Here is a 25,726-nt window from a genome sequence, read left to right on the forward strand (position 1 = left end):
TGCTGGACTCAGCCCGAGCGCGGCCTCGAGCTCGAGGCCCTCTCGGTCATCGCGCCTGACGCCTCCACGTCAGGCGGACGCTACTCCGCGCCAGCAGCGGGCGCGGCGTGCTTTCGGGACGCCTCCACGCGTGGATCCGGCCGTGGCCACACGGCGAAGGCCACGGCGGCGACGAGCGCCACCATCATCGCCACCGTGAGCGGAGTCAGCTTCCGCTTCGGCTGGGCGGCGAGCACGCCTGGGGAGGCGGACTGGGCCACGCCCGTCTTCGAGCGCAGCAACACGGTCGACCCCACCGCGCCCGCGTCTGGCGAGGGCGGCCCATTCCGGGCAGCGACCGGCGCGGAGGGGCCCCCTGCCACGGGCGCCCGCGCGATGGGCGCGGGGACCACCTTCGGTGACGCGGCACCGGCCTGCGCGCCCCCTGCTGGCGGACGTACGGGTGGAGCGTCAGCGCGGCGCGGCAACGGAGCAGGCGCGAGGGGTTTCTCTGGAGGGGGTTCCCCATGCGTCCGCTCGGGCCCCCGGGACGCCGCCACGCCTCCGTCTGGCACCTGGGACCCAGCCACAGCCCCGTCCCGAGGCGTCGGCTTCCGGGCGCTCGGCCCTGGAGGCGCCGCGGAGGGCGGCCTCCCCACGGGTGAACGGGCGATGGGGGCGGGCACGACGTCCGCGGGCGCCACGACAGGCCGAGGCGGAGGCGCCTCCATCTCCGGCAAGGGCATCGCCTCGGCGATGGTCGCGGCGTCGTGGGACGGGGCCACCGCGGGCACCGGCGCGGACAGGCTGACCGTCTCCGACTCCCGGAAGGGCGGGTTCGCGTCCGGAGGATTCACGTCGACGTCCTCGTCCTCCACCCCGCGTCCCGAGCGCCTGCCGGGCACCGTCTCCGGCTTCGACTCCGGAGCCAGCCCCACCGCGAGCTGCGGCGTGCTCAGCGGTGTGAGCATCGGCACCTCGCCCATCGTCTGCAGCGCGCGCCCCGTCAGCGCGAAGATGAAGCTGGCCACGTCCGGGAAGCGGTCCTCCGGGCGCTTCTCCAACGACTTCTCCACCGCCGCGATGACGTGGTCCGGCAGGTCCGGCACCAGCGCCTCCAGGGGCTCCGGCGGATCATAGACGATGCGGTAGATGAGCTCCGGAAGGTTGCCGTTGTCCCGGAACGGAAGCCGGCGCGCCAGCATCTCGTAGACGAGGCACCCGAAGGCGAAGATGTCCGTGCGCGGGTCCACCTCGCCGTTCTTCCCGGTGGCCTGCTCGGGCGCCATGTACTGCGGCGTGCCCAGGAGGATGCCGCCCTGCGTGTGCACGCTCTGCGAGTCGATGACCTTGGAGATGCCGAAGTCGAGCAACTTCACGTGCTCCATCATCACGCCGCCCACCTCGGTGGGCACGAGGAACACGTTGCCGGGCTTGAGGTCGCGGTGGACGATGCCCGCGCGGTGCGCGGCCTGGAGCGCCGAGCCCATCTGCCGCGCGCAGGAGAACACCTCCTCCAGCGTCATCGGGCCCTTGCGCAGCCTGCGCGACAGCGGCATGCCGCGCAGGCACTCCATCACCATGTAGGGCGAGCCATCCTCGAGGCTGTCGAAGTCGAGCACCTCGACGATGTTGGGGTGCCCCAGCTTCGAGGCAATCTCCGCCTCGCGCCGGAAGCGCACGAAGGCCTCGGCCCCCATGCCCGCATCGTGGCGCAGCACCTTGATGGCCACCTGCCGCCCGCGCAGCCGCAGGTGGTTGGCCAGGAAGACGGTCCCCATGCCGCCTCGGCCGAGGACGCCTGCAATCTCATAGGTCTCCCTCAGGACCGTGCCGAGGGGAATGTCATTGGGTTGGGAGGGAGCCATGAGTAACCGGTTTTCAGCTTTGAACCGGATTCTATCCTGCTCCCTCTGACATGCCTTGGCCACTGCGGCCAAGGCGTTCAGAAAGCCCAAATCCAATCCACAAGACCTCTCAGGTCTTGAGAACCGCGACTACTTCGCGGGCACGACGGCGGCGTCGCTGGCGGTGCGCAGCTCGTCTACCACGCGCCTGGCCCCGTAGACGTGCTCCAGCCCCGCCAGGATGCCCTCTCCGTGCACGGCGACCGCGCGGTTCGTCTCAGGGACGTAGGCATAGCGGCCGCCCAGCGAGTGCAGGTTCCCATCGAAGATGAGCCCCACCACGCGCCCGTCGCGGTCCACCAGGGGCGAGCCGGAGTTGCCGCCGATGATGTCGTTGGTGGTGGCCACGTCGAATGGCGTCTGGGGCGGCACCTTGCCACGCGCCTTCAGCCAGGTGTCCGGGAGCTTGTACGGCTCCTTGCCAGTGTGGCGCTCATACGCGCCGCCAAAGGTGGTGAGCGCGGCCACGGGGCGGCCATTCTCATCCCAGCCCTTCACCTGCCCGGCGTTGAGGCGGAGGGTGAAGGTGGCGTCCGGATAACCGGAGGTGCCGTACACCGCGAGGTGCGCCTTGGCGATGCGCTCGCCATTGCGCTTGAGCACCGCCTCCACGGTGTCCTCGTAGCGCTTGCGCGCCGCGCGGGCCTCCGCGTCCACCTTGCGCGCGAAGAGAATCATCGGGTCCTTGGAGGCCTCCACCGCCGCCTTGCCGCCCTTGAGCAGCGCGGCGCGCACCTTCACGTCCCGCAGCTTCGTGCCACGCACCAGGGCGCGCGCCAGGTCGGCGGGCGCCTCGCGTCCGAGCACCGACTGGACGAAGGGGTCATCCGCGCCCAGCGTCTCGCGCACGCGGGTGAGGCCGAAGGTCAGCAGCGCCTGGTCCAGCTCGGGCGTCACCGGCGCGTCGCGCAGGAGCTGCTGCTCCAGCGTGGGGAGCTGGGACTGGGTGTACTCGCGCAGCCGCTCCGCGTTGGGCCGCTCCTTCTCCTCGGCCACGCGCACCAGGTGCCGGGCCATGCGGAAGAGCTCGGAGGGATAGGCGTCCCCGGCCTCCTTCATGCGGTAGTCGGGCAGCATGCGGCGGTACGCGTCCAGCGCCTGGGTGATTTCGTCCCACGCGCCGTCGGTGGCGGCCTTCACCTGCGCGTTGGCGTCCACCTTCTGGCGCAGCGCCGCTTCGTCCTGACGCTTGCCGGCCAGCAGCGCCGGGTCCGCCAGCGCCTGGTGCCGCCCGCGCAGCGCCTTCAGCCCGTTCTCCACGCCGCGTAGCATGGAGCGCGTGGTGCGGTAGCGCTCCGCCGAACCCCCAGCGTACTCGCGCAGCATGCCGCGCAGCTCGGCGAGCTGGAGCAGCGTGTACGGCAGGTTGACGTCGCGCTGGAACTCCAGCTCGGCGACGGTCGCCTTGCGCTCGGTGCCACCCGGGTGGCCGGAGACGAAGACGAGGTCACCCTCCTTCGCGCCCTGCTTCGCCCACGGCAGGAAGTGCGGGCTCTTCGCGGGCGCATTGTCCTGCCACACGCGCAGGAAGGCCGCGTCGAAGCCGAAGCGCGGGAAGTTGAAGTTGTCCGGGTCACCGCCAAAGGCGGCCATGGAGAACTCGGGCGCGAAGACGAGCCGCACGTCCTGGAAGCGACGGTACTTGTACAGGTGATACTTGCCGCCGTTGTAGAGCGTCACCACGTCACAACGCACGTCTCCGGACGTGGCGCAGGCGGCCTCCACCGCGGCCGTCTCCTTCTTCAACGCGGTGTTGAAGGCCGCGCCAGTGAGGCCCTTCGTCGCCGCGTTCATCCGCGCGGTGACGTCCGTCATCTCCACCAGCTGGTTGGCCTCCACCTTCGGGCAGCGCAGCTCCTGCGCGGCGCTCGAGGCGTAGAAGCCCTTGGCCAGCAGGTCCTTCTTCGGCGAGGACAGGTCCTCGATGCAGCCGCGGATGCAGTGGTGATTGGTCATCACCAGGCCCTCTGGCGACACGAAGCTGGCGGAGCAGCCGCCGGCCAGTCGCACCGAGCCGAGCCGGACGTGGTCCAGCCACGCCTGCGTGGGCGTGAAGCCGTAGGCCTTGTTCACCGTGTCGGAGGGAAAGGCGTCGTAGGTCCACATTCCCTCGTCCGCCGAGGCGGGGAGGGACAGGAGCAGGCCGAGTGCGAGCAGTCTGCGATCCACGTGCGGGCGTCCTTCTGTCATGACTGGGAGTGGGGGTTGCCGGTTCTCGACTTGACGGCCGGCGCGCGTCAACCCCCGAGCGGAGGATGCATTCCCCACGGGTATCATGCGCCGCGTCAGATATGGTGGAGGCAATGCCAGGCAAGCATCGCGTCTACCTCGTCCCCGGTTTCTTCGGCTTCATCAACCTGGGCGAGCTCATCTACTTCGGCCACGCCCTGGACTATCTGAAGGACGAGCTGGCCCGCAGGCAGGTGGAGGCGGAGGTCATCATCGTCCTCTCCCACCCCACGGCCTCCATCCGCACGCGCACCGCGGACCTGCTCAAGGCCGTGCAGGAGACGGCGTCCGGAGACGATGGCCCCATCCACCTCATCGGCCACTCGACGGGCGGGTTGGACTCGCGCCTGTTCGTCAGCCCCGGCGCGCAGGTGGCGGAGGGCATGGACCTGGAGTCCTTCGCCAGGCGCGTGCGCACCGTGACGTCCGTGTCCACGCCGCACGCGGGCACGCCGCTGGCCACGTTCTTCATGGGCCTGTTCGGGCAGCGCATCCTCAAGCTGCTGTCGCTCTTCACCGTCTACGTGCTGCGCTTCGGCAGGCTGCCGCTGCGCGTGGTGTTCCGCTTCGGACACCTGCTCGCGCGGGCGGATGACCAGCTCGGATGGAAGCCCACGCTGCTGGACCAGCTCTATGACCAGCTCCTGGGGGACTTCTCCTCGGAGCGCCGTGACGCGGTGTCGAAATTCCTCAGCGACGTGGGCAACGACACCTCGCTGATTCCGCAGCTCACGCCGGAGGGCATCGACCTGTTCAACGCCAGCACGCTGGACCGGCCCGGCGTGCGGTATGGCTCGGTGGTGACGCAGGCGCGCCCGCCGTCGCTGCGCACGCGCATGGCGGCGGGGCTGGACCCCTACGCGCAGCTCACGCACACCATCTACGCGCTGACGTACGGGCAGACGCAGCGGATGCCACTCACGGCGCTGCCGCTGCACACGCCCGCGCAGACGGCGGCGCTGGTGCAGGCCTATGGCGCGATGCCTGGGCCCACGGCGTGTGACGGCATCGTCCCCACGCGCTCGCAGGTGTATGGCCGGGTGCTGGCCGCGGTGCGCGCGGACCACCTGGATGCGATTGGCCACTTCGACCAGCCCGCGCACCAACCGCCGCACGTGGATTGGCTCATCTCCGGCTCCGGCTTCCGCAGGCCCCAGTTCGAGTCGACGTGGAAGAGCATCGTCGACTTCCTGCTGGAGGACGAGCGCCCTGTCTTCACGGGGTCGTGACGACCGCGAAGACCTCCACATCCGGCAGGGTCAGTAGACGCCCATCAGGTGAATCTGCACGCGCGGATTCCCAAGGTATTCCTCCAGCCGCCATCGGCTGCGCATGCCGTCATCACGAATGCCCAGGCCGCCTCCGGGCTTCGGCGCCTCCGCGCTGGCGAGCGCATCCCGGAGCTGGGACACGGCCCAGGAGTCGAACTTCGGGTCGCCGGAGCCTTCAATCACCTTGAGGTCGAGCAGCTTCCCGTCGCGCGCCTGCCAGACCTCGACGATGGCCGCGAGCGCGAGCACCGGCGTGGTGACATCCACCATGTACATGTTGGCCGCGCGCCCGGCCTCGACGGCCGCTTGCATGCGATTGCGCTGCTCCAACCGGTGGTCCCGGGGCTCGGCGGCGATGGAACTGCCTGTCTTTCCGAAGCGCGCGATGGCATCCACCTGTTCGCGCTTCATTCGTGAGCCCAACACCTTCAGGTCTGGAGGTGGCGGGTTCACCAACTGCTTCGCGAAGCCTTCCCGCAACTTCGCGAAGTAGGGATGCGTGGCGCCGCCCGACGCGCGCGCCGTCGCGGCGGCGTCCTGGGCCCAGCCATCCACCCGTTCGCGGGCCTCCTCGGCCTGCCGGGCCGCCAGCGCCTTCGGGTCAGGAGCCTCACCAGGGCGGAGCGTCCGCCCCGTCGAAGGCGGGCCGCTGCGCAGCAGGCCGCCTCCCAGCAGTTCTTGTGGCTCCAGGCTGGGACGCGGCTGTGGCTGCGAGACGTCGCGCGGAATGTCCTGAGCCAGGGCTGGCGGCTCGCTGGGCCCCGCTGGGGCGACATCGGAGGGAAGTGGCTCGGCCCGCGCGGAGGACTCCTGCTGCAAAGGAGTGTCCGAGTCCTGCGTCGCAGTGGCGCGCGGACGCTCAGCGTGCCTCGGTGGGTCTTCCTTCTTCGTGGGCGGCCGCGGGCGCTCCTCAGGTGGAGGGGCGCCGCGCGGCTCCGGGGGCGCAGGTGGAGGCGTAGGGGCCTTGTAGACGACGTCCATCTCCACGATGCGGGGAGGCACGCGCCGGCTCCGGTCGGCATCGGACGGGCTCTCCGACAGCGCCGCGAAGAGCGCTGCATGCAGGAGCCCCGACACCAGGAGCATGAGAATCAGTTGGGCGCGCCGCGACACGGCAGCCAGCTTGCCTCGACGCGTCACCACAGTGAAGCCATGTGCAAGCGGGATGTCCTGCGATGACTCCTGCCCGGTGCGCGCAGGCGCCCTCTACAACTTGCACGCCAATCCGGACTCCTCAAAAGGCAGGCAAACCCTGGACTAGCATGAGCCCCATGCGGCACCGATTCCTCGCCCTGTTCACCCTTCTACCCGCCGTCACCCTGGCGTATGGAGGCATGGAGTCCCTCCGTCCCCATGACGAGGAGAGTAGCGCACGCTCTGCGTCCACATCCCGCTCCCCGCGTCGCTACTATATGGCATCAACCTGAACCAAGAGACCGAAGCGGATGGCACACCGACCCTCCGGCCTCGAGCGCCCGGACGTTATCGACGGATAGCCCTGTATGAGAAGCACTACATTTCCTTGGACGCAGCTTGTCGCTGCCACGGTTTATCAAGAGTCTGACCAATCCGAAATGGCGGCAACGTCACAACCGGAATTCCAAGCTGAGCGCAGGAACTTTGAATAAACGCCCGCAAATACGGCCAAACATGAACCATGCCATTTGTCTGACTATAGAGCTGAATCTCGTCATCCGTGAAGTCTGCGCCGTCCACCATTGAATAAACAGCGATTACATGGTACTTCACGCGCACAAAGACGGCCTGCGGATCGACTCGCGAGCGCACCGCGAAGTCGAATCGAAAGATCGAAGCGAACTCTGATTTTGGAGATGATGGCTGCCTAGCGGTCTGAACAACAATGTTCAAATCCTGCTCAACCTCCGCCTCCGGCTCCCCATCACCTGAAGGCCATCCAGCCCCCGCCTCAAGGTGAGTTTGCCGCAGTTCTTTCAGGGAGAACGCCGCAGCCATTCTTGCAAGGGTTTCTCGCTGAGTCCCATTCATGCGGTCGCCTCAAGAGTCAAAGCATTTGTCGCAGCGCGAACTGGCTCCGGTTCTGGCTCGAAACTCAGCCTCATGCTCTCAAATGGTCGACAGTCTGTGTCGAGTTCATTCAAAAGGCTCCAGAGCGATGCTCTATAGCTACATTCGCTAGGGCCTTTCGGGAGTTCAAGATGGAAGGAGCTTTCGCTGCGAATACGAAAAGTCTGCTCCGGAACGCACCGCCAGTTGTTTCGTAGCTCGTCGACCCGCGTCGGCTCCTCGGCCAGCAACACCAATGCTGCCGTCAGTGTTGGGCTTATATCCTTTCCCGCCTTCACTTTTGACAGATAGCCCGGGGAAAGCCCCAAGAGGGGCTCCAAATCCCACTGCCGGAACTTCGCGGTCTTGAGCCTCCGCAACGCAGCGTTCGCCTTTTTTGAGAGTTCCATGCGATACACACGCGCAAGTGCCATATCGAGCGCCCTTGTGGAGTCCTCATCGAGCCACTCAGTCCCACACGCTGTACACGTTGGAAGCTCCAGATCCGCTGGAACCTCAAGATCCGGAATATGCTTGAAGGCCATACGGCGTCCGGGCTTCGCCAGTGGCACCACCATTCCACGACCGCACTCAACACACTTGAAGCTCTTCATTGCCATCTCCTACCAGCAGGGCTTGAGCACACCGCCATTTCGCTCAAGGTCACTTTGGAGACGATGAAACGAAACACAAAACACAAGCTGGCCGCCATCCTCCACGCGAATCATCAACTTCACATACCAAGTTTTGCGATGCCTGAGTCCCGTAGCCCTCGCCAATCCGCTGGATACCAGAAGTCCATAGGCGTCATACTCAAAACCGTCCCGTAGCGTTTCGGTGTGGGCGAAATCCGACTCCCTAAGTTCCAGCAAACCGCGTCGGATCAACTCGCGGGCTTTCGAGTAGTCTCCGACAATCGGAATGATCGTCTCCTCGCACCGCTTACGGTCGGGTCGAAAGTTCCCCGCCAGCACGAGCTCCCGAACTTGGCCGAGTGGATAGCGCGGTGGAACTGGGCGTGAGTTCACACCCAATTTCTAATTTGGACTCGGTCCAAAATCAAGTCTCGACCGTTCCTGCGAGGCAAGGGCCCTAATTTCGGCCACTTAGAAGCTTGAGCGACTGCGGCTGCCCTACGCCCTTTGCCCCCTTGCTGGGCTGAGGTGGTTGCAGGCGACCCCTCTAGAGCCCTACAGAACACCCTACCTTCTTTTCCGTGCCTCCGCCGTGCGAGATCTTTGTGCGGAATCAATCTTGATTGGTCCAGTGGGACTCCCGCGCTTCGCGCTCCCTAACTCGGGCGAGCGGGCAAACTCAGCCGACCTCCGCTCAAGCCTCATTTTCAGAGCAAGGTCGTGTTCCAAGTATCAACACTTCTCATTCGAATGACGACGTATTTGGCGCCCTCGCAGTTTGAATGCATGAATATGGGCTTTCGTTCTGAACGTGTCCCGCGCGACACGTCACGCCAAAGGCAGGGGGCCTGCTCAGTAAGCATCCTTGCCCCCTTTCATCACAACTCAGCCGCCCCATGCCCTCACGCCTTCTTCAACACCGCCAGGAAGCGGGCATCCGCGATGTGCGTGCCCTCGAAGTCCTCCAGGCGAACGGGAATCCACTCGCGGGCCTTGTCTCCCTTCTTCTGGAGCGCGGCGTCCAGGCTATTGAACGTTTCGGGAGACGGCTCACAGATGGCGCGCACGCCGCCCTTGGCCTTCGCGTGGAAGGACACCTGGAGCTCGTTTACCAGCGCCAGGTAGCGGCCCGGCGGGAAGCGGCGGAAGAGCCACACGCCCATCGTCAGTTCCATCACCGTCACCTGCACGCCCAGGTACACGCTGCCCACGTGGTTGCGCGTGCGCCGCTTCAGCGGCACGGACACCTGGGCCCGGGCATCCGATGCGTCCTCCACCCGGACGCCCATCACCGAGGACAGCGGGATGATGTTCTTCACCGCCACCGTCAGCAGCGCATTCGCCGCGCTGGGAGATACCTGACGCAGCCGTTCCACGAGGTCGAGAGCAAGCATGGTCCGCCCATCATACCGACCGTGAGCCCGGCCGCCTGCCCCCCAGGCGTCACGCGTGGGCTGGCAATCCCGGAAGGAATCCCCACCTTGGAATGACCTTCTGGAGGAACCGCGCACCATGAACTTCCCAAGCCATGTGAATCTCCCCACCGACGCACGTGAGGAGCTCATCGATTCCCTCAACACCCTGCTGGCCGACGCCATCGACCTGCATTGGCAAATCAAGCAAGCGCACTGGAACATCCGCGGCCGGCACTTCTACAGCCGCCATGAGCTGTTCGACGACCTGGCCAAGCACGTCCGCAAGCAGGCCGACGAGTTCGCCGAGCGCGCGGGCACACTGGGCGGCTACGCCGAGGGCACCATCCGGCTGGCGGCCAAGAACAGCGAGCTGCCCGAATACGACCTGAAGGCCGTGGACGGTGACGACCACCTCAAGGCCCTGGTGGACCGCTTCGCCCGCTACGGGGCCAGCATCCGCAACGGCATCCACCGGTCCGACGAGCTGAACGACCCCGTCACCTCCGACCTGCTCACCCAGACGCTGGGCGAGGTCGAACTGGACCTGTGGTTCCTGGAGAGCCACCTGCACGGCGAGCCCCGCGCGGGGGCGCGCCGCGGGGGGGACGTCCGGCCCCAGGACACCACCGCCAGCCCCTCCAACGCCTGAACGGAGCGTTGACCACCGGAAGGCCCCCGCGCGCCTGCTCAAGAGCAAGCGCGCGGGCGGGCTCCAGCGTATAGAAGGCGTCCTTTCGCGACGGAGGACGCCTTTTTGACTTCACAGACGCGCATGGATGGGAAGGTGTGCCTCATCACCGGGGCCACCGGCGGCATCGGCCTGGAGGCCGCCAAGGCGCTCGCGCGCATGGGCGCCACGGTGGTGCTGGTGGGCCGGGACGCGGGCCGCACCGAGGCGGCCGTGGCCGCCGTGAAGGAGGCCGCCCCCAGCGCCCAGGTGGACTGGCTCCGCGCCGACCTCACCTCCCTGAAGTCCGTGCGGGAGCTGGCGCAGACCTTCCGTTCCCGCTACCCGCGCCTGGACGTGCTGCTCAACAACGCGGGGCTCATCATCGACCGGCGGCAGGTGACGGAGGACGGGCTGGAGGCCACCATGGCCACCAACCACTTCGCGCCCTTCCTCCTGACGAACCTGCTGCTGGACGTGATGAAGGCCACCGGCCCGGCCCGCATCATCAACGTCTCGTCCGATGCCCACGCCGCGGGCAAGCTCGACTTCGATGACCTGCAGAGCGAGCGCGGCTTCATCGGCTTCCGCGTGTACGGCACGTCGAAGCTGGCCAACATCCTGTTCACCCGCGCGCTGGCGAAGCGGCTGGAGGGGACGCAGGTGACGACCAACGCCCTGCACCCCGGCGTGGTGCGCACGGGCTTCGGTCACAACACCCAGGGCTTCTTCCGCCACCTCGTCAAGTTGGGCGCGGCGTTCATGATTTCGGCGGAGAAGGGAGCGCGGACGTCCGTGTATCTGGCGTCCTCGCCCGAAGTGGAGGCAGTGTCCGGGCAGTACTTCTACAAATGCCGTCCGAAGAAGCCGTCCTCCGCCGCGCGGAACGACGCGCTCGCGGAGCGGCTCTGGCAGGTGAGCGAGCAGCTCACGGGAGTCAAGGGATGATCGACCTCTACACGTTCGCGACGCCCAACGGGCAGAAGGTATCCATCGCCCTGGAGGAGCTGGGCCTCCAGTACAAGACGCACGTGGTGGACATCACCAAGGGCGAGCAGTTCAAGCCCGAGTTCCTGGACATCAACCCCAACAACAAGATTCCGGCCATCGTCGACCACGCGACGCAGGACCACCGTCCGCTCAAGGTCTTCGAGTCCGGCGCCATCCTCATCTACCTGGCGGAGAAGACGGGCCAGCTGCTGCCCTCCAACCAGCGAGGCCGGGCGGAAGTGATGGAGTGGCTGATGTTCCAGATGGGCGGCGTGGGCCCCATGTTCGGCCAGCTCAACCACTTCGCCCGCTTCGCCCCCAAGAAGGTCCCCTACGGCATCGAGCGCTATCACGCCGAGTCCCGGCGGCTCGTCGGCGTGCTCGACGGGAAGCTGGGCTCCGGGGATTACGTCGCGGGCCGCTACTCCATCGCGGACATCGCGCTGTATCCCTGGGTGGCCGGCACCCGCGCGTACTTCCCCGAGCTGTTCCGGGGGAGCAGCAACGTCGTGCAGTGGCTCCACCGCGTGGGCAGCCGGCCCGCCGTGGAGCGCGGCATGAAGGTCCCCCAGCTCAAGTAGTCCCACGCAGCTTCCCGGAAGCGCGGTGGCTGGATGGCCGCCGCGCTTCCATGTGTTCTCCCCCGTCATGGCCACGCTCGAACAGCTCCGCTTCGACAACACCTATGCCCGCCTGCCCGCTGGGTTCGGCGCGCGCGTCCACCCCAGTCCCTTTCCAGACGCGAAGCTGGTGAGCGTCAACCCCGCCGCCTTGAAGCTCCTGGACCTGACGCCCGAGGAGGCGCAGCGGCCGGAGTTCGTCGCGGCGATGGGAGGCGCAAAGCCCCTGCCGGGGATGGAGCCCTTCGCCATGGTGTACGCGGGGCACCAGTTCGGCGTGTACGTGCCCCGGCTGGGCGACGGCCGCGCCCTGCTGCTGGGCGAGGTCCGCGACGCCGCCGGGGCGAAGTGGGACTTGCACCTCAAGGGCGGCGGCCCCACGCCCTTCTCGCGCGGGGGTGACGGACGCGCGGTGCTGCGCTCCACCATCCGCGAATACCTGTGCGGCGAGGCCATGCACGGCCTGGGCATCCCCACCACGCGGGGCCTGGGCATCCTCGGCAGCCAGGCCCCGGTGTACCGCGAGGCGGTGGAGACAGGCGCCATGCTGGTGCGCATGGCGCCCTCGCACGTGCGCTTCGGCACCTTCGAGTTCTTCCACTACACCGAGCAGACCGAGCACGTGGCCACGCTGGCCGACCACGTCATCACCGAGCACTTCCCCCACCTCGCGGGCCAGGAAGGCCGCTACCCGCGCTTCTACACGGAGGTGGTGGCGCGCACGGCACGGCTGATTGCGCAGTGGCAGGCGGTGGGCTTCGCGCACGGGGTGATGAACACGGACAACATGTCCATCCTGGGCCTCACGCTGGACTACGGGCCCTTCGGCTTCCTGGACGACTTCGAGCCGGGCTTCATCTGCAATCACTCCGACGACCGGGGCCGGTACGCCTTCGACCAGCAGCCGCGCATCGGCCTGTGGAACCTCGCGTGTCTGGGCGAAGCGCTGCTCACCCTCATCTCGAAGGATGAGGCCCGCGCGGCGCTGGCCACCTACCAGCCCACCTACAACGCGCACTTCATGGACCGGATGCGCGCGAAGCTGGGCCTGCGGGAGACGCGCGACGAGGACCGCGAGCTGGTGAGCGACCTGTTCGCCCGCATGGCCGAAGCCCACGTGGACTACACGCGCTTCTTCCGCGCGCTGGGCCACTTCGCCTCGGTGGACGGCGCGGACACACGTCCAGCCCGTGACATGTTCTCCGCCCCCGAGGGCTTCGATGCCTGGGCCGGGCGCTACCGGGCGCGGCTGGCCGCCGAGGGCAGCGTGGACGCAGAGCGCCACGCGCGCATGACGCGGGTGAACCCCAAGTACGTGCTGCGCAACTGGGTGGCGCAGGAGGCCATCTCCCGCGCGGAGGCCGGGGACTTCTCGCTCGTGGACCGGCTGCTCGGCGTGCTGTCGGACCCGTTCGCCGAACACCCCGACGCGGAGCCCTACGCGGCGGCGCCTCCCGCCTGGGGCCGGCACCTGGCGGTGAGCTGCAGCTCCTGAGGCCGCGCCACGGGCCAAGGTTGAAGAAGCGAAGATTCCGCCCGGCCACGGTTGCCGGAACACGCGGCAGGCGCAACCTTTGCTGTCTATGGTGACGGACCTCACCCGGTTGCCCCTGCGAGGGAAACAAGGCGCCTTTCACGTCATCGTCGAGTCTCCCCGAGGCTCCACGCTGAAGCTCAAGTACGACACGGCGCTCAAGGCCTTCAGCCTCTCACGGCCGCTTCCCAGGGGCCTGAGCTATCCCTTCGACTGGGGCTTCATCCCCTCCACCCAGGGGCCGGATGGGGACCCGCTGGATGCGATGGTGTACTGGGACGACGCGAGCTTTCCCGGCGTGGTGCTGCCCTGCCGTGCGCTCGGCGTGCTCCAGGTGGAGCAGAACACGGGCGACGGCGGACGCGAGCGCAATGACCGCATCCTCGCCGTTCCCATCACCCCGTCCCGCGCCGGACACCTGACGGACTATCAGCAACTGCCACAGCGCGAGCGAGAGGAGTTGGAGCACTTCTTCCTCGCCGCCGTGCGCTTCGAAAACAAGGACGCGCGCATCCTGGGCTGGGAGGGGCCAGAGGGTGCCGAGCGGATGCTCCGCCAACACGCACGCACGGAGGAATAGATGGCCCAACCCACGCCCATCCGAGGGCTCGGGCCCGACAGCCGCCTGGGAGACGCCGCGCGCCGCATCCTCGCGGGCCGGCTCGCGGACGTCCGCAAACCGGAGGCCGGCTTTCAGGACGCCGTGGATGACGAGTCCGTCCATGACATGCGCGTGGCCACCCGGCGGCTTCGCGCCGCCCTCAAGGTGTTCCGCTCCCTGGGCGGCATGAAGAAGCTGGAGCGCGACGTGAAGCGCATCCAGGACGCGCTGGGGGGCGTTCGGGACGTGCACGTCCAGGCCGCGTGGCTGGAGAGCGTGGCCCAGAAGGCGAGCAAGAAGCCCCAGGTGCGCGCCGGCATCCTGACCCTGCGCAAGAAGCGGCTGTCCGAGTTGGAGACGCATGAGACGCGTCTGCACACGGAGCTGGAGCGCTGGGTGGACAGGACGGTGCCGCGACTCTTGCGCAAGCTGGACGGGCTCGATGACGGGCACCGCTTCGCCGGCCGCCGCGTCCGGGACGCGCTGCGCCAACGCCTCAAGCGCGTGCAGAAGCGAATCGACACGTACGTGGACGCGGCCGACGCGGCGTCCGCCCACGAGCTGCGCAAGGAGCTGAAGCGGCTGCGCTACGAGCTGGAGATCTTCCAGCCTGCCTTCCGCCGCACCCTGGACGCGCTGCTGGAGGTGCTCGTGCCGCTCCAGGACGGCCTGGGCGAGCTGCACGACGCCGACGTGCGCCTGGAGCTGTTCGAGCGGCTGGCCGCGGAGTCGGCGCCGCGCGAGCGCAAGTCCGCGCGGGCCCTGCTCCCCCTGGTCCGGGAGGAGCGAACGAAACGCGCGGCGGAGATTGCCCGCGAGGTCCAGCGGTGGCGCACGGAAGAGATTCCCAAGCGCTTGCGCCGCATGTTGACCTGAGTCCCTGTCAGCCGCCGAGCCTCACTGCACTGCGGCTCCTGCGGGCCCCCAGGGCCCGGACAGTCTGTCTCATCATTTATCGCGCATTCCGTTACATGAAATTGAAGGGCATGGCGACGGAGAGCGTATGGATGAGCTGCTCGGTCTCCGCATAGGGCCTGCGCGTGAAGACGTTGAGGTAGCCCACCTCCACGGAGGAGTGGTCCCCGTACTTCCAGCCCGCACCAACGAACACGCGGTTCATGTCGAAGCCGGCGCTGGGGCCATTCGCCACCGAGCTGAGGTGGTAGAAGACCTCATCCCAGACAATCAACGACAGCCGCCCCTCCGCGGCCACGGGGTGCGCACCGCGCAGCATGACGCGGCCCCGGTGGGAGACCTCCGTCGTGCCGGGCAGGAAGCGCTGCTCCAGACGGGCGCGGAGCGTGCCCCGGACCTGGCCGAACCTCGGCGTGTAGAGGAACTGCTGGAAGAGCCGGCTTTCGCCCTGACGCAAGGCCGGGTCGCCCTCCCAGCGCCACGATGGAAACCAGCCCTGCCCCAGCCACAGCGACATGTCCTGGGCCAACCGTACGCCTCCCGCCGAGCGGAGGATGCCGCGGGCGTCGTCCTTGCCGAAGCGCGGCTGGGCTTCCAGGTAATAGAGGAGGTGTTCCCCGATGCCCCCCTGCGCCGACACCGTGTACCAGAGCTGCGCTTCCGCGCGGACGGGCCGGGCCTCCACGGTGTGGAAGGGGATGACGAGCAACAGGCCGATGAGGGGAAGCCAATTCTCCGTGCGCATGATGCGCATGCCTAGAGCACGACACACGCACCTGCTCAACTGGGCAAAGCGTGAGTGCGGTCTGATCGACGATGCCGCGGCCGCTTCACACACCCCGAGCGTCCGCCCTTCACCGTGGGGGAAGGACGGACCCTGTCGCCTACTGCGTGGGCTGCTGGGAGCCCGGGGTGGACTGGCCACTCTCCGGCGCAGCCGGCGCCGTGGGCTGGACCTGGGAGGTCGCCTCGATGCGCACCGCCTGGGGCTCTCCGCTCTGCTCGTCGGTCCGGTAGGAGGCCCGGACCTGACTGCCCTCCTGGATTTCCCCAGCGCTGGCCTGGCGCCCGTCCACCATGACCTGCGTCTGCGGTGACACCTGCAGGCGCAGCTGCGGCTCGCCCTGTGAGCTGAGCAGCAGCTCGTCATCATTGGCGCGCAGCACCTCACCGACGATTTGCTGCTCCGAGCCCTGCTGGGTCTGGGCGCCCTGCTGCTGCTGCGCCTGGGGAGAGGACGCCGCGGCGACTGGCTGCTGCGTCTGCTGGCGAAGCTGCTCGGACTGCTGACGAGCCTGCTGGTTCTGCTGCGCCAGCGCGTCGCTCTGCTGTCGCTGGGCCTGCTGCGCCTCCTGCTGAGCCTGCTGGGCCTCCTGCTGGGCCTGCTGCGTCTGCTGCTGGGCGCGCTGCTGGGTCTGCTGAGCCTGCTGCGAGGCCGACTGCGCCTTGGCCTGGGCCTCCTGGTACTCCCGCTGCTTGTTCTGAAGCTCTTGCTGGGCGTCGGCGGCTTGTTTCTGCTGGCTGCTCGCCTGCTCCTGGGCCTTGCGAGCCGAGTCAAAAGCGTTCTCCGAGCGCTGCTGGGCCTGCGCCACCTGGTCGTTCACCGTGGACTGCCCGCTTGCCTGCCCTTGGGTCCCCCGGTCGCGTTCTTCACACGCCGTCCCCAGCGTCAGCGCCGCGGCGCCCGCCAACAACCACCCCGCGCGAAATCTCATTTGGAAGCCTCCCGTCGTCATGCACGTTCGAGGAGAAAGATGGCGAGCGGCGTCCTCGCGCCAACCCGCATCCAATCCGGGCGTCCGCCCTCCTGGCCGCCCTCCTCCCACGGGCGGGTGCACGAAGCGCTACCCATGGATGGGGTTTAACGGTAAGGGGCGCCCCCCATGCGTGCGTGCGGACTCGATTTCGGAACCAGCAACACCGCCGCGGCCCTGCCTGACGGCACGGTGCTGTCCCTGCAACCCCATACTGCGGAGGCCCGTCTCTTCCGCTCCGTCCTCTTCTTCCCGGACGACGAGCAGGACATCTACGCCGGCGCCGACGCCATCCAGCGCTACCTGGAGGACAACACCGGACGCTTCATCCAGTCCGTGAAGTCCTTCCTCCACTCCAACTCCTTCCGCGCCACCCAGGTGAAGGGGCGCACCTACACCATCGAGGAGCTGGTGGCCGTGCTGCTGCGCCGCGTGCGGGACGCCGCCGCGAGCTCCATGGGTGGCGCGCCCGAAGCCGTCGTGCTCGGCCGGCCCGCCGTCTTCACGCCGGACCCGGAGGCGGATGCCCTGGCCCAGCAGCGCCTGCTGCGCGCCGCCGAGCTCGCGGGCTTCCAGCACGTCCAGTTCCTCATCGAGCCCATCGCCGCGGCGCTCGCCTATGAGGCGCAGCTCACGCGCGACGAGCTCGTGCTGGTGGCGGACTTCGGCGCCGGCACCACCGACCTCACGCTGATGCGCCTGGGCCCCAGCCGCCGCGACAACCCGGACCGCCGCCAGGACGTGGTGGGCTCCACGGGCGTGCGCATCGGTGGTGACCGCTTCGACGCGGAAATCATGCGCCACAAGCTGCTGCCCCGCTTCGGCGCCGGCTCCACCTACCAGGTGCGCGGTTTCAGCGACAAGCGGCTGCCCATTCCCCAGCACATCATGGCCAAGCTGCTCACCTGGCACGAGATGTCCTTCATCCGGGAGAAGTCGACCCAGGAGCTGCTGGAGACCATGCTCAACACGAGCGACCGCAAGGCCGAAATCCAGGCCCTGTACGACCTCGTCATGGACAACCTGGGCTACCGCCTGTTCCGCGCCATTGAAGCGGCCAAGGTGCGCCTGTCCCAGGAAGACACGGCCACGGTGGACTTCGAGGAGGCCCGCATCACCCTCCACGAACCCATCACCCGCGAGGAGTTCGACACCTTCAGCCAGCCGCTGCTGGACGAACTCGACGCGTGCACCGCGGGCCTGCTGGAGAAGCACGCGGAGGCGAAGGACATCGACGCGGTGTTCCTCACCGGCGGCTCGTCACAGATTCCCGCGGTGCGCCAGCTCTACATGCGCCGCTTCGGCGAGGGGCGCGTGCGCACCGCGGATGCCTTCACCTCCGTGGCCGAAGGGCTCGGGCGCGCGGCGGCGCACCTGTCCGTCTGAGCCGGACGCCCAGGGCGGGGCCTACGGGCCCACGTCCACGGTGCGGCTGAGCCACCCCACCCCGCCCCGCCCATCCCGCGCCACCACCCAGAAGGTGACGCGCTGGGGCGTGGCGGGGGTGTCGTACGCCGACGTCGGGTCACCCGGCCGGCCTTCCACGGGCTCCTGGGAGCGGAACTCCTTCACCTCGCCGTCGCCGGTGGCGAACCAGCTGAAGAAGACCTGCTCGGTGCGCGGGCCTTCATCCGTCTCTTCGATTTCGACGCTGCCCTCGGCCAGCACCGGCGTGAAGGTCACCTCGCGCGACACGGGCAGCGGGCCGGTGAGCGGCGCGCCGTCCCACAGGACGTCCGACACCACCGGGTTCTGGTTGGGCGTGGTGGTGGCCCGCAACGTCACCCGGCGCACGCCGCGCTCCGTGCCTTCCGGTGTGCCGCTGCCGTCCGTGGCCTCGTAACCGATGAAGAGCGGGATGCCCCGAGCCAGCGCCTCGCGCAGCGCCGGGTCCTCGGGGTCCAGCGTTCCACCGCCCCCCGGATTGCCCGCGGCCAGTGCCTCCAGCAACACCGCCTGCACGTTCGGGTCCGACAGCGACAGCTCGCCGTCCGGCAACGGCACGCTGTCATCCCCCGGGCACCGCCCGTCATAGGGATTGCCAGTGAAGCGGCACAGCGCGTAGCGCACGGTGACGGGGCGCGCGTCCGGCGTCACCGCCAGCGCGTTGAACGTCATGGGGCCGGGCAGCGTGGAGGCGTCCGGGTCCACCACCAGTTCGGCGGGCTCCGCCTGGATGGCCAGCACGCGCACGCGCCGGATTTCGCTCTGAAGCTCGAAGTCGGGCCCGCAGCCGGCGAGCAGCCACACCACGAGCGCGGGGAGGATGGAACGCATGCTCAGAAGCTCCCCCGGGCGCCGATGATGGGAAGGATGGGCAGTCCTTCGAAGTAAGCGCTTTGGGTGTAGTTGTAGTTGTAGGCGATGCCTTCCACCGCCGGGTTGTTGTAGGCGTTCGTGAGGTCCAGGTAGACGTTGAGCGCCCACTTCTCGAAGGCGAAGTTCTTGTCCACGCGGATGTCCAACTGGTTGAAGGACGGCAGCCGGCGCGAGTTCACCGCCGCGTAGAGCGGGATGAAGACGTCCGACCCGTCGTCGCGCACCGAGCCCACCACCGGCGTCGTGGGATTGCCCGAAGCGAAGCGCATGCGCGCACCCACCTCCCAGCCCGCCGGCAGCTTGTAGGACGCAATCGCTGTCAGCACGTGCGTCTGGTCATTGTCGAAGAGGCGCCAGCCCACGCCCGGCGCGTCCTGGCGCTCGCTGCGGCTGAGCGTGTAGGAGACCCAGCCGAAGAGCCGGTCCGTCAACGCGCGGCGCACCAGCACCTCCAGGCCGTAGATGCGCCCCACGCCGCCGTTGCTCAACCGCTCGGGCACCCGCTGGCCGTTGCGCACCACCGTGGCGTTGGAGCGGACGATGAGTCCGTCCAGGTCGTTGTAGAAGACCTCGCCGCCCACGAACCACTCCGGCCGCGCCTGCCACTCCGCGCCCACGCTGTACTGGAGCGACCGCTTCGCGCGCAGGTCCGGGTTGCCGAAGGCCACGCTCGGCTCGTCCTGCACGGGTGGCCCGTGATAGACGCCCGCGCCGCCCTTGAGCGTCAGCGTGTCCGTCAGGCCGTAGCGGACCGCCAGACGCGGGTTGAAGGTGCGGCGGGCCTGGGTCTGGTCGGTGAAGACGTAGCTCTCCGCGCGCAGGCCCGGCACCAGCAGCAGGCGCGGCACGGGGCGCCAGCGCACCTCCACCCAGGTGGAGGGGAAGTACTGGAGGAAGTCGCCGTCCGCGGTGAGCACGTCATCGGTGACGGTGGGCGTGGGCGGCTCCCCCTCGCGGGAGAGGCCCTGGATGCGCGCGGTGACACGGGCGAAGTTGCTCACCACGTCGATGCCGCCCGCCAGCGTGAGCGCCTCCCCGAAGGCGTACTCCACGGTGGAGCGCAGGTTCAGGTCCGTGGAGGCGATGCGCAGGCCACGGTCGCCGATGCCGAACTGGACCAGCGTGTTGCCCACCAGGCCGTGCGTGTCCAGGGTGAGCGCGTCCGCGCGGTACTGGTGCCGCAGGCGCAGCTGGTTGAAGCCGGTGGTGACGTTCAGCCCACCGGTGACGGTGGGGTCGTCATCCGCCGGCCGGTCGAAGACGAGCCCCAGCCTGTCTCTGGAGGTGAGCCCCTGCAGCGTGAAGGTGTGGCGCGACTTCGGCTTCCACACCAGCTTGAGCTGCGCGTCGTAGTAACGCGGCGCCACCTGGAGGCTGGGGCCGTTGTCGCCCTGTGGCACCAGGCCCAGCACCAGGTCGATGTACGAACGGCGTCCCGCCACCGCGAAGCTCAGCGTGTCGGTGATGGGCCCCTCCACCACCGCGTTGGATTCGATGAGGCTGACGCCCACGGTGGCGTGGAGCCGGTCCGTGCGCGGCTCGCGGCTGCGCACGTTGATGACGCCGCCGGTGATGTCTCCGTAGTACGCGGAGAAGTTGCCGGGCAGGTAGTCCACCGCCTCCAGCAGCTCCGAGTTGTAGACGGAGGTGAGACCGCCGAAGTGGTAGAGCAGCGGAATCCGCTGGCCGTCGAGGAAGACGCCGGACTCCTGCGGGCCCGTGCCGCGGATGACGAGCTGGCCACCATTGAAGGCGGGGCGCGCCACGCCGGGCAGGTTCTGCACCACCTTCAGCGTGTCGCCCTGGGTGCCGGGGACGCGCTGCACCTCGGCCAGTTGGAGCGTCGTCTGCGTCACCTCCTTGCGCTCGCGCTCGCTGCGCACCACCGTCTCGAACGCGCCGAAGATGCGCTTGCGCACGTAGTACGTGGCGCGCGTCTCCTGGCCTTCCGTGAAGGTCTCCTCGGTGCGGAAGCGCTCGTAGCCGCTCTGCACCACCAGCACCTCATACGTGCCCAGCGGGATGCCGCGGAAGGAGAAGCGGCCCTCCTCGTCGGTGACGGTGGAGCGCTCCAGCGCGGGCAGCACCACCTCCGCGCCCAGGAGCGCGTCCCGCGTGCCCCGCTCCAGCGCCCGGCCGCTGAAGTTCACGGGAGCCTCGGGCTCCACGGCGGCGGCGTCCTCCCCCTCAGGCGGTGGCGGTGGACGGAAGACAAACTGGTAGGCGTATTCGATGCGCACCGGCGCGGGGACACCGTCCACCTCGGCGGGCTCGAACTGGAACTGGCGGACCGCCTCCACGGCGGCCTCGTCGAAGCCGTGGCCAGCGGGCTGGGACACCTCGACGTTGGAGACGGCGCCCGTCTCCGAGATGTCGACCCACATCACCACCGTGCCCTCGAGCTGCTGGGCAGCGGCTTCCGGTGGATAGATTGCCTCCACCTGGCGCATCAGCGCGGGGGGCTTCGTCAGCACGCCCTGGGGCGCGCCGGCGTCGGCATCCGTGACGCCCGCGTCCTGCTGAGCGGCGGCGCCAGTGGCGGCGAGGAGGCAGAGGACGGCGAGAAGGATTTTCATGAGGGGCGCGGGACTCCCGCGCCCCTCCTAGTGCGGCGCCTACTTCGGCGCGAGCACGATTTCGATGCGGCGGTTCAGACTGCGATTCTCCGCCGAATCGTTGGCCGCGATGGGCTGGTACTGCCCATAGCCCGCAGCGGAGAGGAACGTCGGGTCCACGCCAGCGTTCTGGAGTGAACGGACCACCGCCATGGCGCGCGCCAGGCTCAGCTCCCAGTTGGACGGGAACTGACCGCCGCCGGTCGGGACGTCGTCCGTGTGGCCTTCCACGCGGATGATCTTCCCCTGCACCGTCTTGAGCGCGTCGGCGATCTTCTTCAGCGCCTCCTCGCCTTCCTTGCCGACCCGGGCGGAGCCGGAGGCGAAGAGAATCTTGTCCTTGAGCTGGACGGTCATCTTGCCCTTGAGCTCGGACAGCTGAATCTTGCCGTCGGAAATCTCCTGCTTGAGGCTCTGGGCCAGGTTCTCGTACTCGGAGCTGCGCTTCTCCAGCTCCTCCTTCGCCTGGGCCAGCTTCTTCGTGTTGCGCGCCAGCTCGTCGTTGAGGGCGGCCAGCTGGGAGTTCTTCTCCTCCAGCGCGCGGCGCTCCGCGGCGCCCGCGGTGAGGCGGGACTCAGCGGTGCCCAGGCGGGTGTTCAGCGCCTCCCGCTCCTGCTCCAGCTCGGCGATCTTCTCCTCCAGCGCCTTCACCTTGGCTTCGGCGGCCTCGCGAGCACCCTTCTCGTCGTTGAGGCCCTTGGCGAAGTTCTCCGCCTCGAGCGCCTTGGCGTCGAACTTCCCCTGCGAAACGCAGCCCGTGGTGGAGAGCGCGACGAGTGCAGCCAGAACCAGCGGTTTCCGCATATGTACGTGTCCTCCTGACACCTTTGAATGAAGCGCCAGCCTATCGCTGGTGGTGCTCCGGGTCAGGAAGAACCTCGCACATATTTTGAGCTGAAACGAATGAGCGGCTGACGGACAGCCCCGTGTGTCAGTCAGCGCGGAAAAATAGGATGAGAGTCGAGCCAGACGGAGAAGAGTGCGTCCGCGAAGTGCTTGCCGGGGATGAAGACGCCGCCGGAAGCATCTCCTCCGACTTCGAGCCCGACGCCTGGGGTGTAGGTGATGACGAGGTCCTCGCCCTTCTGCACGTCCTTCAGCGACGCGAGCATGATGCTCAGGTGGTTCGCCAGCGGCCCCCGACGCAGGGCGGGGCTGTGCTCCAACCCGTCCCGGAAGCTGCCCACGAGCTGGTCCCGGGAGATGTTGCGCAGGAAGTGGAAGTGGAGCCGCTTCACGGAGTTGGAGTTGATGGCCTCGTGCGTGGAGCGTGGCCGGTCCTCCATGTAGAGGCTCCAGACGTAGACCTTGAAGAAGAGTTGCTTGTGCAGCTCCATGTGGGCGAGTTCGACGGTGCGCCCCTTGAGGTTCAACGACACCGGCATGTGCACGCCGCCGACCTGCTTCTGTCCCGCCTGCGCGGAGCCCGCGACGAGCAGCATGCCCGCCACGAGGCACCGCAGATTCCCACCCCACGCTTGAGTACGCATGCGCCCGACCCCCGACCCCAGACCCCACTGAATCCGACAGGACATACGCTGCACACGCTCCCGGGCACCGCCAACGCCCGGAAGGGCACCGCTGTACGGCAGTGGACGGCGACAGGTCCTGGAGGCTCAACGTCGGGCGATCAACCGCGACGCTTCAGCGGGTGGAGAGTTCCTGGAAGTGGATGCCTTCCAGCCTCAGCCGGCGCACCGCCTCCATGAAACGCTCGGTCCCCACAAGCACCGTCGCGTAGTTGCCCAGGCGGAACACGTCACGGTCCCTGGGGAGAGTGGCGCCTTCGAGGAGGGGCTCGTCTGGCAACTGAAGCCCACGCCGGCCACAGGTCGCGCACGCCAGCGGGAGGTCTGGAGGAAGACACTGCGGGTGCAGCAGACCGCCCGGTTCGAGCTGGAGTTCCAACATCTCCGGTGGGTGCTTCTGTCGGAACCGCAGCTCCGCTCGAACCCCCATGAGCCCGCGCACGCCTTCCGCCTGGAGCTGCTCCAACGTGTCCCGGCGCAGCAACAGCAAGTAGCTCCCCTGCCAGCTCAGAGGCCCCAGGTCCCCCTGCGCCGTGCCCACCAGTGGCCCGAACCGCGTCCCAGGAGGCAACGTCGCCGCCGGTGGCGCCAATGGCCGCACCTGCTCGCGAAGCCGCGCGAACTCGGCGAAGGGCGCTGACCGAGCCTTGAGGAACAGGTCCTGCTCAGGCAGCCCGGACAAGTCCACGGAGGGGTACATGTGCCCGGAGGAACTCCAGGTCGCGCCGCAACCCGGGCACTTCGCCAGACCCGGCAAGCGCCACCTGTGCGCGGCGTTGAAGTCCCCGTGATGACGGGCAGTCGCAACCCGGTCCTCTTGCAGCCAGAAGTAACGGGGCATGCGTCCTCACGTTCCTGGACGAGAATAGTAGGGCCGCAGTGGTCCGCCCAGGAGCTGGAATCGGTAGATGAGTTCCCCGGCGTGCCTGAAGACCTCCTCGGGCGTGGACTCCTCGTTGCGAAGGCGGAACTCACGCCACGCCTGGTTCCACGCTCCACCGCGAGCGCCACCCCCGTGAATCCGTTGGTGAAGGTCGCGAGGAATCGGCAGGGTGTAGTCGTGGATCTTGATGCCCTTCCCCTCGAACCACTCCGCCAGGTCCCGGGCCTGCGGGAAGATGTGGTGCTTCTCCCAGCGCCCAGGCGTCAGCTGATGTGAAGGCGGTACGACTCGCGCTGGAGCGCCGCTCCAGTTCGGGAAGACCATGACGGCGCCGCGTGGCAGGTGCTGCCCCCCGCCCCAGTTCCTGCGAGGCCCTCTGCCGGGAGTCGCCGCGGCCGCGGGTGGACGTGCGGGCGGGAAGCGCGCCAGCGCCACGTCACCGGGCAGGTCCTCACAACGATAGAAGCCGCAGGCCTCGCCCAGGCACAGCAGGGAGACACATTGGTCCTCCCGTGGCTCGAAGCACTCCACTTCCGCGTGGTCCCATGCCTGCTGCATGGAAGACCTGACCGCCGTGCCACAGCCCAACAAAGAAGCAGCGAACACCCCAAGCCAGACAAGCTGGCGGAACCGCGGACCGGTCATGACTCCCCCCTGGTCTTCAACGAATACCAGGAGGCAATGACACACACCTCAGACGGCCCCGGTCCGCGGAGGGGGAATGCTGCTCAGCGGCTCACCGCGCCGGGGTGCGCTCCAGCAGGGCCCCGGCCCACGTCAGGCCGCTGCCCACGACGCTCAGCACCACCGCGTCTCCCACGGCGGGGTCATCCCAATGCTCGCTCAGGACGCCAGGCGCGCCGGCGGCGCCGGTGTTCCCCCGGGTGTGCACGTTGAAGAAGTGCCGCGCGTCCGGCACCTCACACCGCCGCTGCACGGCCTCCAGCATGCGCAGGTTGGCCTGGTGCCCGATGAAGGAGACGGCCCCCGCGCCCTGGTCCGGGTGACGCGCCATGAAGCGCGTTCGCAGGGCCTGGAACGTCTCCCCCGCGCGGCGGATGGCGAACTTCTGCACCTCGCCGCCGTTCTGGGTGAAGTGCCCCATGCGCGGCACGCGCACCTTGTCCGCGCCCGAGGGGTCTCCGGCCAGCAGCGTCTCCGTGAGCTGCCAGCGCCCCGGCACGCGCGGCGACAGGATGGCCGCGGACGCGCCGTCTCCCCACAGCACCGCGCTGGAGCGGTCCGTGTAGTCCACCACACGCGTGGAGTTGTCCATGTTGACCACCAGCACGTAGTCCGGCAGCCGCTCCGGCCGCATGCCCGCCAGGAAGTGCAGCTGCATGCAGAAGGACGAGCAAGCGCTCTGCAGGTCCACCGCCGGCGCTTGGATGTTCAGCAGCTGCGCCACCCGGTTGGACTCGGCGGGAATGCATTCGTCGGGACTGCATCCGCCCGCCACCACCAGCCCGATGTCGGACGGCTTCAGCCCCGCGCGCTCCAGCGCCATCAGCGCCGCGCGGCGTCCCGTCTCCGCGTTGCTGAAGAGCGCCGCCTCCTGCGCCGCGCGCACGTCGCGGTTGCGCGTCTCCCGCAGGTAGTCCAGCGGCAACACCGTGTGCCGCGTGCGGATGCCCACGCGGTCCACAATCCACGCATCGCTGGTCTCCAGCCCCAGCTCCTCGAAGAAGGCGTTGGTCAGAAGGTTGGGAGGATGGAAGTGGCCGAGCGCGTGCAGGTACATTCAGAACCCTCTAACCGCGCAGCCTCCCAAAACTCTGTCAGCCGTCTGTCACGCCTCCGCGCCTTCGCGCACAGCGGACGACCTGCCGGGCCATCCG

At 68.2% G+C, this 25,726-nt stretch carries 23 protein-coding genes; 8 read left to right on the plus strand and 15 right to left on the minus strand.

Going from position 1 to position 25,726, the window contains the following annotated elements:
* Positions 1-80: 80 nt before the first annotated feature.
* Both BLU09_RS03810 and BLU09_RS03815 read right to left on the minus strand, forming a co-directional pair.
* Entirely contained in the window at positions 81-1,760 is a 1,680-nt protein-coding gene (locus BLU09_RS03810; RefSeq protein ID WP_244171389.1) for a serine/threonine-protein kinase, read from the minus strand.
* 216 nt (positions 1,761-1,976) lie between these two features.
* Positions 1,977-4,055, minus strand: a complete 2,079-nt coding sequence (locus BLU09_RS03815) for a S46 family peptidase (RefSeq protein WP_090486982.1) — start codon at positions 4,053-4,055, stop codon at positions 1,977-1,979.
* 134 nt (positions 4,056-4,189) lie between these two features.
* Here BLU09_RS03815 and BLU09_RS03820 point away from each other — a divergent pair, with 134 nt between their 5' ends.
* Entirely contained in the window at positions 4,190-5,344 is a 1,155-nt protein-coding gene (locus BLU09_RS03820; protein ID WP_167371019.1) for an esterase/lipase family protein, read from the plus strand.
* Positions 5,345-5,374: 30 nt separating this feature from the next.
* On the opposite strand, the gene BLU09_RS03825 is transcribed toward BLU09_RS03820, so the two are convergent.
* The 4 genes from BLU09_RS03825 to BLU09_RS03830 form a co-directional block, all read right to left on the minus strand.
* Positions 5,375-6,526, minus strand: a complete 1,152-nt coding sequence (locus BLU09_RS03825) for a ferrichrome ABC transporter substrate-binding protein (protein ID WP_244171390.1) — start codon at positions 6,524-6,526, stop codon at positions 5,375-5,377.
* 372 nt (positions 6,527-6,898) lie between these two features.
* Positions 6,899-7,393: a hypothetical protein gene (locus tag BLU09_RS38085; RefSeq protein WP_143043103.1), complete on the minus strand. Its 495-nt coding sequence runs from the start codon at positions 7,391-7,393 to the stop codon at positions 6,899-6,901.
* The gene (locus BLU09_RS38090) at positions 7,390-8,025 is read right to left on the minus strand and encodes a hypothetical protein (RefSeq protein WP_143043104.1); all 636 of its coding nucleotides are present in this window, start codon (positions 8,023-8,025) and stop codon (positions 7,390-7,392) included. The genes BLU09_RS38085 and BLU09_RS38090 overlap by 4 nt, the downstream gene beginning before the upstream one ends.
* Before the next feature lie 923 nt (positions 8,026-8,948).
* Positions 8,949-9,440: a DUF4442 domain-containing protein gene (locus BLU09_RS03830; protein ID WP_090485543.1), complete on the minus strand. Its 492-nt coding sequence runs from the start codon at positions 9,438-9,440 to the stop codon at positions 8,949-8,951.
* A 118-nt stretch (positions 9,441-9,558) separates the two neighbouring features.
* Here BLU09_RS03830 and dps point away from each other — a divergent pair, with 118 nt between their 5' ends.
* From dps to BLU09_RS03860, 6 genes are all read left to right on the plus strand, one after another.
* Entirely contained in the window at positions 9,559-10,110 is a 552-nt protein-coding gene (gene dps / locus BLU09_RS03835; protein WP_090485546.1) for a DNA starvation/stationary phase protection protein Dps, read from the plus strand.
* A gap of 123 nt (positions 10,111-10,233) precedes the next feature.
* A complete protein-coding gene (locus tag BLU09_RS03840; protein WP_090485549.1) occupies positions 10,234-11,076 on the plus strand; it encodes an SDR family oxidoreductase in 843 nt (280 codons plus the stop codon).
* Complete coding sequence (locus BLU09_RS03845) at positions 11,073-11,699, plus strand: glutathione S-transferase N-terminal domain-containing protein (protein ID WP_090485552.1); 627 nt, start codon at positions 11,073-11,075, stop codon at positions 11,697-11,699. Before BLU09_RS03840 ends, BLU09_RS03845 begins: the two co-directional genes overlap by 4 nt.
* A 67-nt stretch (positions 11,700-11,766) precedes the next feature.
* Positions 11,767-13,233 carry a protein adenylyltransferase SelO gene (locus tag BLU09_RS03850; RefSeq protein WP_090486985.1) on the plus strand — a complete coding sequence of 489 codons (1,467 nt, stop codon included), beginning with the start codon at positions 11,767-11,769 and terminating at the stop codon, positions 13,231-13,233.
* A gap of 88 nt (positions 13,234-13,321) precedes the next feature.
* A complete protein-coding gene (locus tag BLU09_RS03855) occupies positions 13,322-13,852 on the plus strand; it encodes an inorganic diphosphatase (RefSeq protein WP_090485555.1) in 531 nt (176 codons plus the stop codon).
* The gene (locus BLU09_RS03860; RefSeq protein WP_090485557.1) at positions 13,853-14,749 is read left to right on the plus strand and encodes a CHAD domain-containing protein; all 897 of its coding nucleotides are present in this window, start codon (positions 13,853-13,855) and stop codon (positions 14,747-14,749) included.
* A gap of 91 nt (positions 14,750-14,840) precedes the next feature.
* Here BLU09_RS03860 and BLU09_RS03865 read toward each other — a convergent pair whose 3' ends face one another.
* Positions 14,841-15,533, minus strand: a complete 693-nt coding sequence (locus BLU09_RS03865; RefSeq protein WP_090486987.1) for a DUF2490 domain-containing protein — start codon at positions 15,531-15,533, stop codon at positions 14,841-14,843.
* Between the two features lie 139 nt (positions 15,534-15,672).
* Positions 15,673-16,503 (minus strand): hypothetical protein, encoded by an 831-nt coding sequence (locus BLU09_RS03870; RefSeq protein ID WP_090485562.1) that lies wholly within the window; start codon positions 16,501-16,503, stop codon positions 15,673-15,675.
* Between the two features lie 168 nt (positions 16,504-16,671).
* Here BLU09_RS03870 and BLU09_RS03875 point away from each other — a divergent pair, with 168 nt between their 5' ends.
* On the plus strand, positions 16,672-17,928 hold the full coding sequence (locus BLU09_RS03875) for an Hsp70 family protein (RefSeq protein WP_090485565.1): 1,257 nt from the start codon (positions 16,672-16,674) through the stop codon (positions 17,926-17,928).
* 21 nt (positions 17,929-17,949) lie between these two features.
* Here the strand turns inward: BLU09_RS03875 and BLU09_RS03880 are convergent, their stop codons facing one another.
* The 7 genes from BLU09_RS03880 to BLU09_RS03910 form a co-directional block, all read right to left on the minus strand.
* Positions 17,950-18,819, minus strand: a complete 870-nt coding sequence (locus BLU09_RS03880) for a hypothetical protein (protein WP_090485568.1) — start codon at positions 18,817-18,819, stop codon at positions 17,950-17,952.
* Between the two features lie 2 nt (positions 18,820-18,821).
* Complete coding sequence (locus tag BLU09_RS03885; RefSeq protein WP_090485570.1) at positions 18,822-21,437, minus strand: TonB-dependent receptor domain-containing protein; 2,616 nt, start codon at positions 21,435-21,437, stop codon at positions 18,822-18,824.
* 39 nt (positions 21,438-21,476) lie between these two features.
* Positions 21,477-22,280 carry an OmpA/MotB family protein gene (locus BLU09_RS03890; RefSeq protein WP_090485573.1) on the minus strand — a complete coding sequence of 268 codons (804 nt, stop codon included), beginning with the start codon at positions 22,278-22,280 and terminating at the stop codon, positions 21,477-21,479.
* 131 nt (positions 22,281-22,411) lie between these two features.
* Complete coding sequence (locus tag BLU09_RS03895; protein ID WP_090485575.1) at positions 22,412-22,966, minus strand: chalcone isomerase family protein; 555 nt, start codon at positions 22,964-22,966, stop codon at positions 22,412-22,414.
* Positions 22,967-23,120: 154 nt separating this feature from the next.
* Entirely contained in the window at positions 23,121-23,846 is a 726-nt protein-coding gene (gene sitI6 / locus BLU09_RS03900) for a SitI6 family double-CXXCG motif immunity protein (protein WP_090485578.1), read from the minus strand.
* Between the two features lie 6 nt (positions 23,847-23,852).
* Complete coding sequence (sitA6, locus tag BLU09_RS03905) at positions 23,853-24,533, minus strand: SitA6 family polymorphic toxin lipoprotein (RefSeq protein WP_090485581.1); 681 nt, start codon at positions 24,531-24,533, stop codon at positions 23,853-23,855.
* 91 nt (positions 24,534-24,624) lie between these two features.
* Positions 24,625-25,629, minus strand: coding sequence for a 3-oxoacyl-ACP synthase III family protein (locus BLU09_RS03910; RefSeq protein WP_090485584.1), 1,005 nt, complete (start codon positions 25,627-25,629; stop codon positions 24,625-24,627).
* Positions 25,630-25,726 lie beyond the last annotated feature (97 nt).

The sequence above is a fragment of the Myxococcus virescens genome, assembly GCF_900101905.1.
Lineage (GTDB): Bacteria > Myxococcota > Myxococcia > Myxococcales > Myxococcaceae > Myxococcus > Myxococcus virescens.

What these genes read in the sequence shown, in the direction of transcription:
- BLU09_RS03820 (WP_167371019.1), top strand. Translation starts at nt 4,190, where the DNA reads ATGCCAGGCAAGCATCGCGTCTACCTCGTCCCCGGTTTCTTCGGCTTC.
- BLU09_RS03880 (WP_090485568.1), bottom strand. Translation starts at nt 18,819, where the DNA reads ATGCGTTCCATCCTCCCCGCGCTCGTGGTGTGGCTGCTCGCCGGCTGC.
- BLU09_RS03810 (WP_244171389.1), bottom strand. Translation starts at nt 1,760, where the DNA reads ATGGGGACCGTCTTCCTGGCCAACCACCTGCGGCTGCGCGGGCGGCAG.
- BLU09_RS03895 (WP_090485575.1), bottom strand. Translation starts at nt 22,966, where the DNA reads ATGCGTACTCAAGCGTGGGGTGGGAATCTGCGGTGCCTCGTGGCGGGC.
- BLU09_RS38085 (WP_143043103.1), bottom strand. Translation starts at nt 7,393, where the DNA reads ATGAATGGGACTCAGCGAGAAACCCTTGCAAGAATGGCTGCGGCGTTC.
- sitI6 (WP_090485578.1), bottom strand. Translation starts at nt 23,846, where the DNA reads ATGCCCCGTTACTTCTGGCTGCAAGAGGACCGGGTTGCGACTGCCCGT.
- BLU09_RS38090 (WP_143043104.1), bottom strand. Translation starts at nt 8,025, where the DNA reads ATGAAGAGCTTCAAGTGTGTTGAGTGCGGTCGTGGAATGGTGGTGCCA.
- BLU09_RS03890 (WP_090485573.1), bottom strand. Translation starts at nt 22,280, where the DNA reads ATGCGGAAACCGCTGGTTCTGGCTGCACTCGTCGCGCTCTCCACCACG.
- BLU09_RS03855 (WP_090485555.1), top strand. Translation starts at nt 13,322, where the DNA reads ATGGTGACGGACCTCACCCGGTTGCCCCTGCGAGGGAAACAAGGCGCC.
- BLU09_RS03830 (WP_090485543.1), bottom strand. Translation starts at nt 9,440, where the DNA reads ATGCTTGCTCTCGACCTCGTGGAACGGCTGCGTCAGGTATCTCCCAGC.
- BLU09_RS03865 (WP_090486987.1), bottom strand. Translation starts at nt 15,533, where the DNA reads ATGCGCACGGAGAATTGGCTTCCCCTCATCGGCCTGTTGCTCGTCATC.
- BLU09_RS03840 (WP_090485549.1), top strand. Translation starts at nt 10,234, where the DNA reads ATGGATGGGAAGGTGTGCCTCATCACCGGGGCCACCGGCGGCATCGGC.
- dps (WP_090485546.1), top strand. Translation starts at nt 9,559, where the DNA reads ATGAACTTCCCAAGCCATGTGAATCTCCCCACCGACGCACGTGAGGAG.
- BLU09_RS03860 (WP_090485557.1), top strand. Translation starts at nt 13,853, where the DNA reads ATGGCCCAACCCACGCCCATCCGAGGGCTCGGGCCCGACAGCCGCCTG.
- sitA6 (WP_090485581.1), bottom strand. Translation starts at nt 24,533, where the DNA reads ATGACCGGTCCGCGGTTCCGCCAGCTTGTCTGGCTTGGGGTGTTCGCT.
- BLU09_RS03910 (WP_090485584.1), bottom strand. Translation starts at nt 25,629, where the DNA reads ATGTACCTGCACGCGCTCGGCCACTTCCATCCTCCCAACCTTCTGACC.
- BLU09_RS03845 (WP_090485552.1), top strand. Translation starts at nt 11,073, where the DNA reads ATGATCGACCTCTACACGTTCGCGACGCCCAACGGGCAGAAGGTATCC.
- BLU09_RS03870 (WP_090485562.1), bottom strand. Translation starts at nt 16,503, where the DNA reads ATGAGATTTCGCGCGGGGTGGTTGTTGGCGGGCGCCGCGGCGCTGACG.
- BLU09_RS03875 (WP_090485565.1), top strand. Translation starts at nt 16,672, where the DNA reads ATGCGTGCGTGCGGACTCGATTTCGGAACCAGCAACACCGCCGCGGCC.
- BLU09_RS03850 (WP_090486985.1), top strand. Translation starts at nt 11,767, where the DNA reads ATGGCCACGCTCGAACAGCTCCGCTTCGACAACACCTATGCCCGCCTG.
- BLU09_RS03885 (WP_090485570.1), bottom strand. Translation starts at nt 21,437, where the DNA reads ATGAAAATCCTTCTCGCCGTCCTCTGCCTCCTCGCCGCCACTGGCGCC.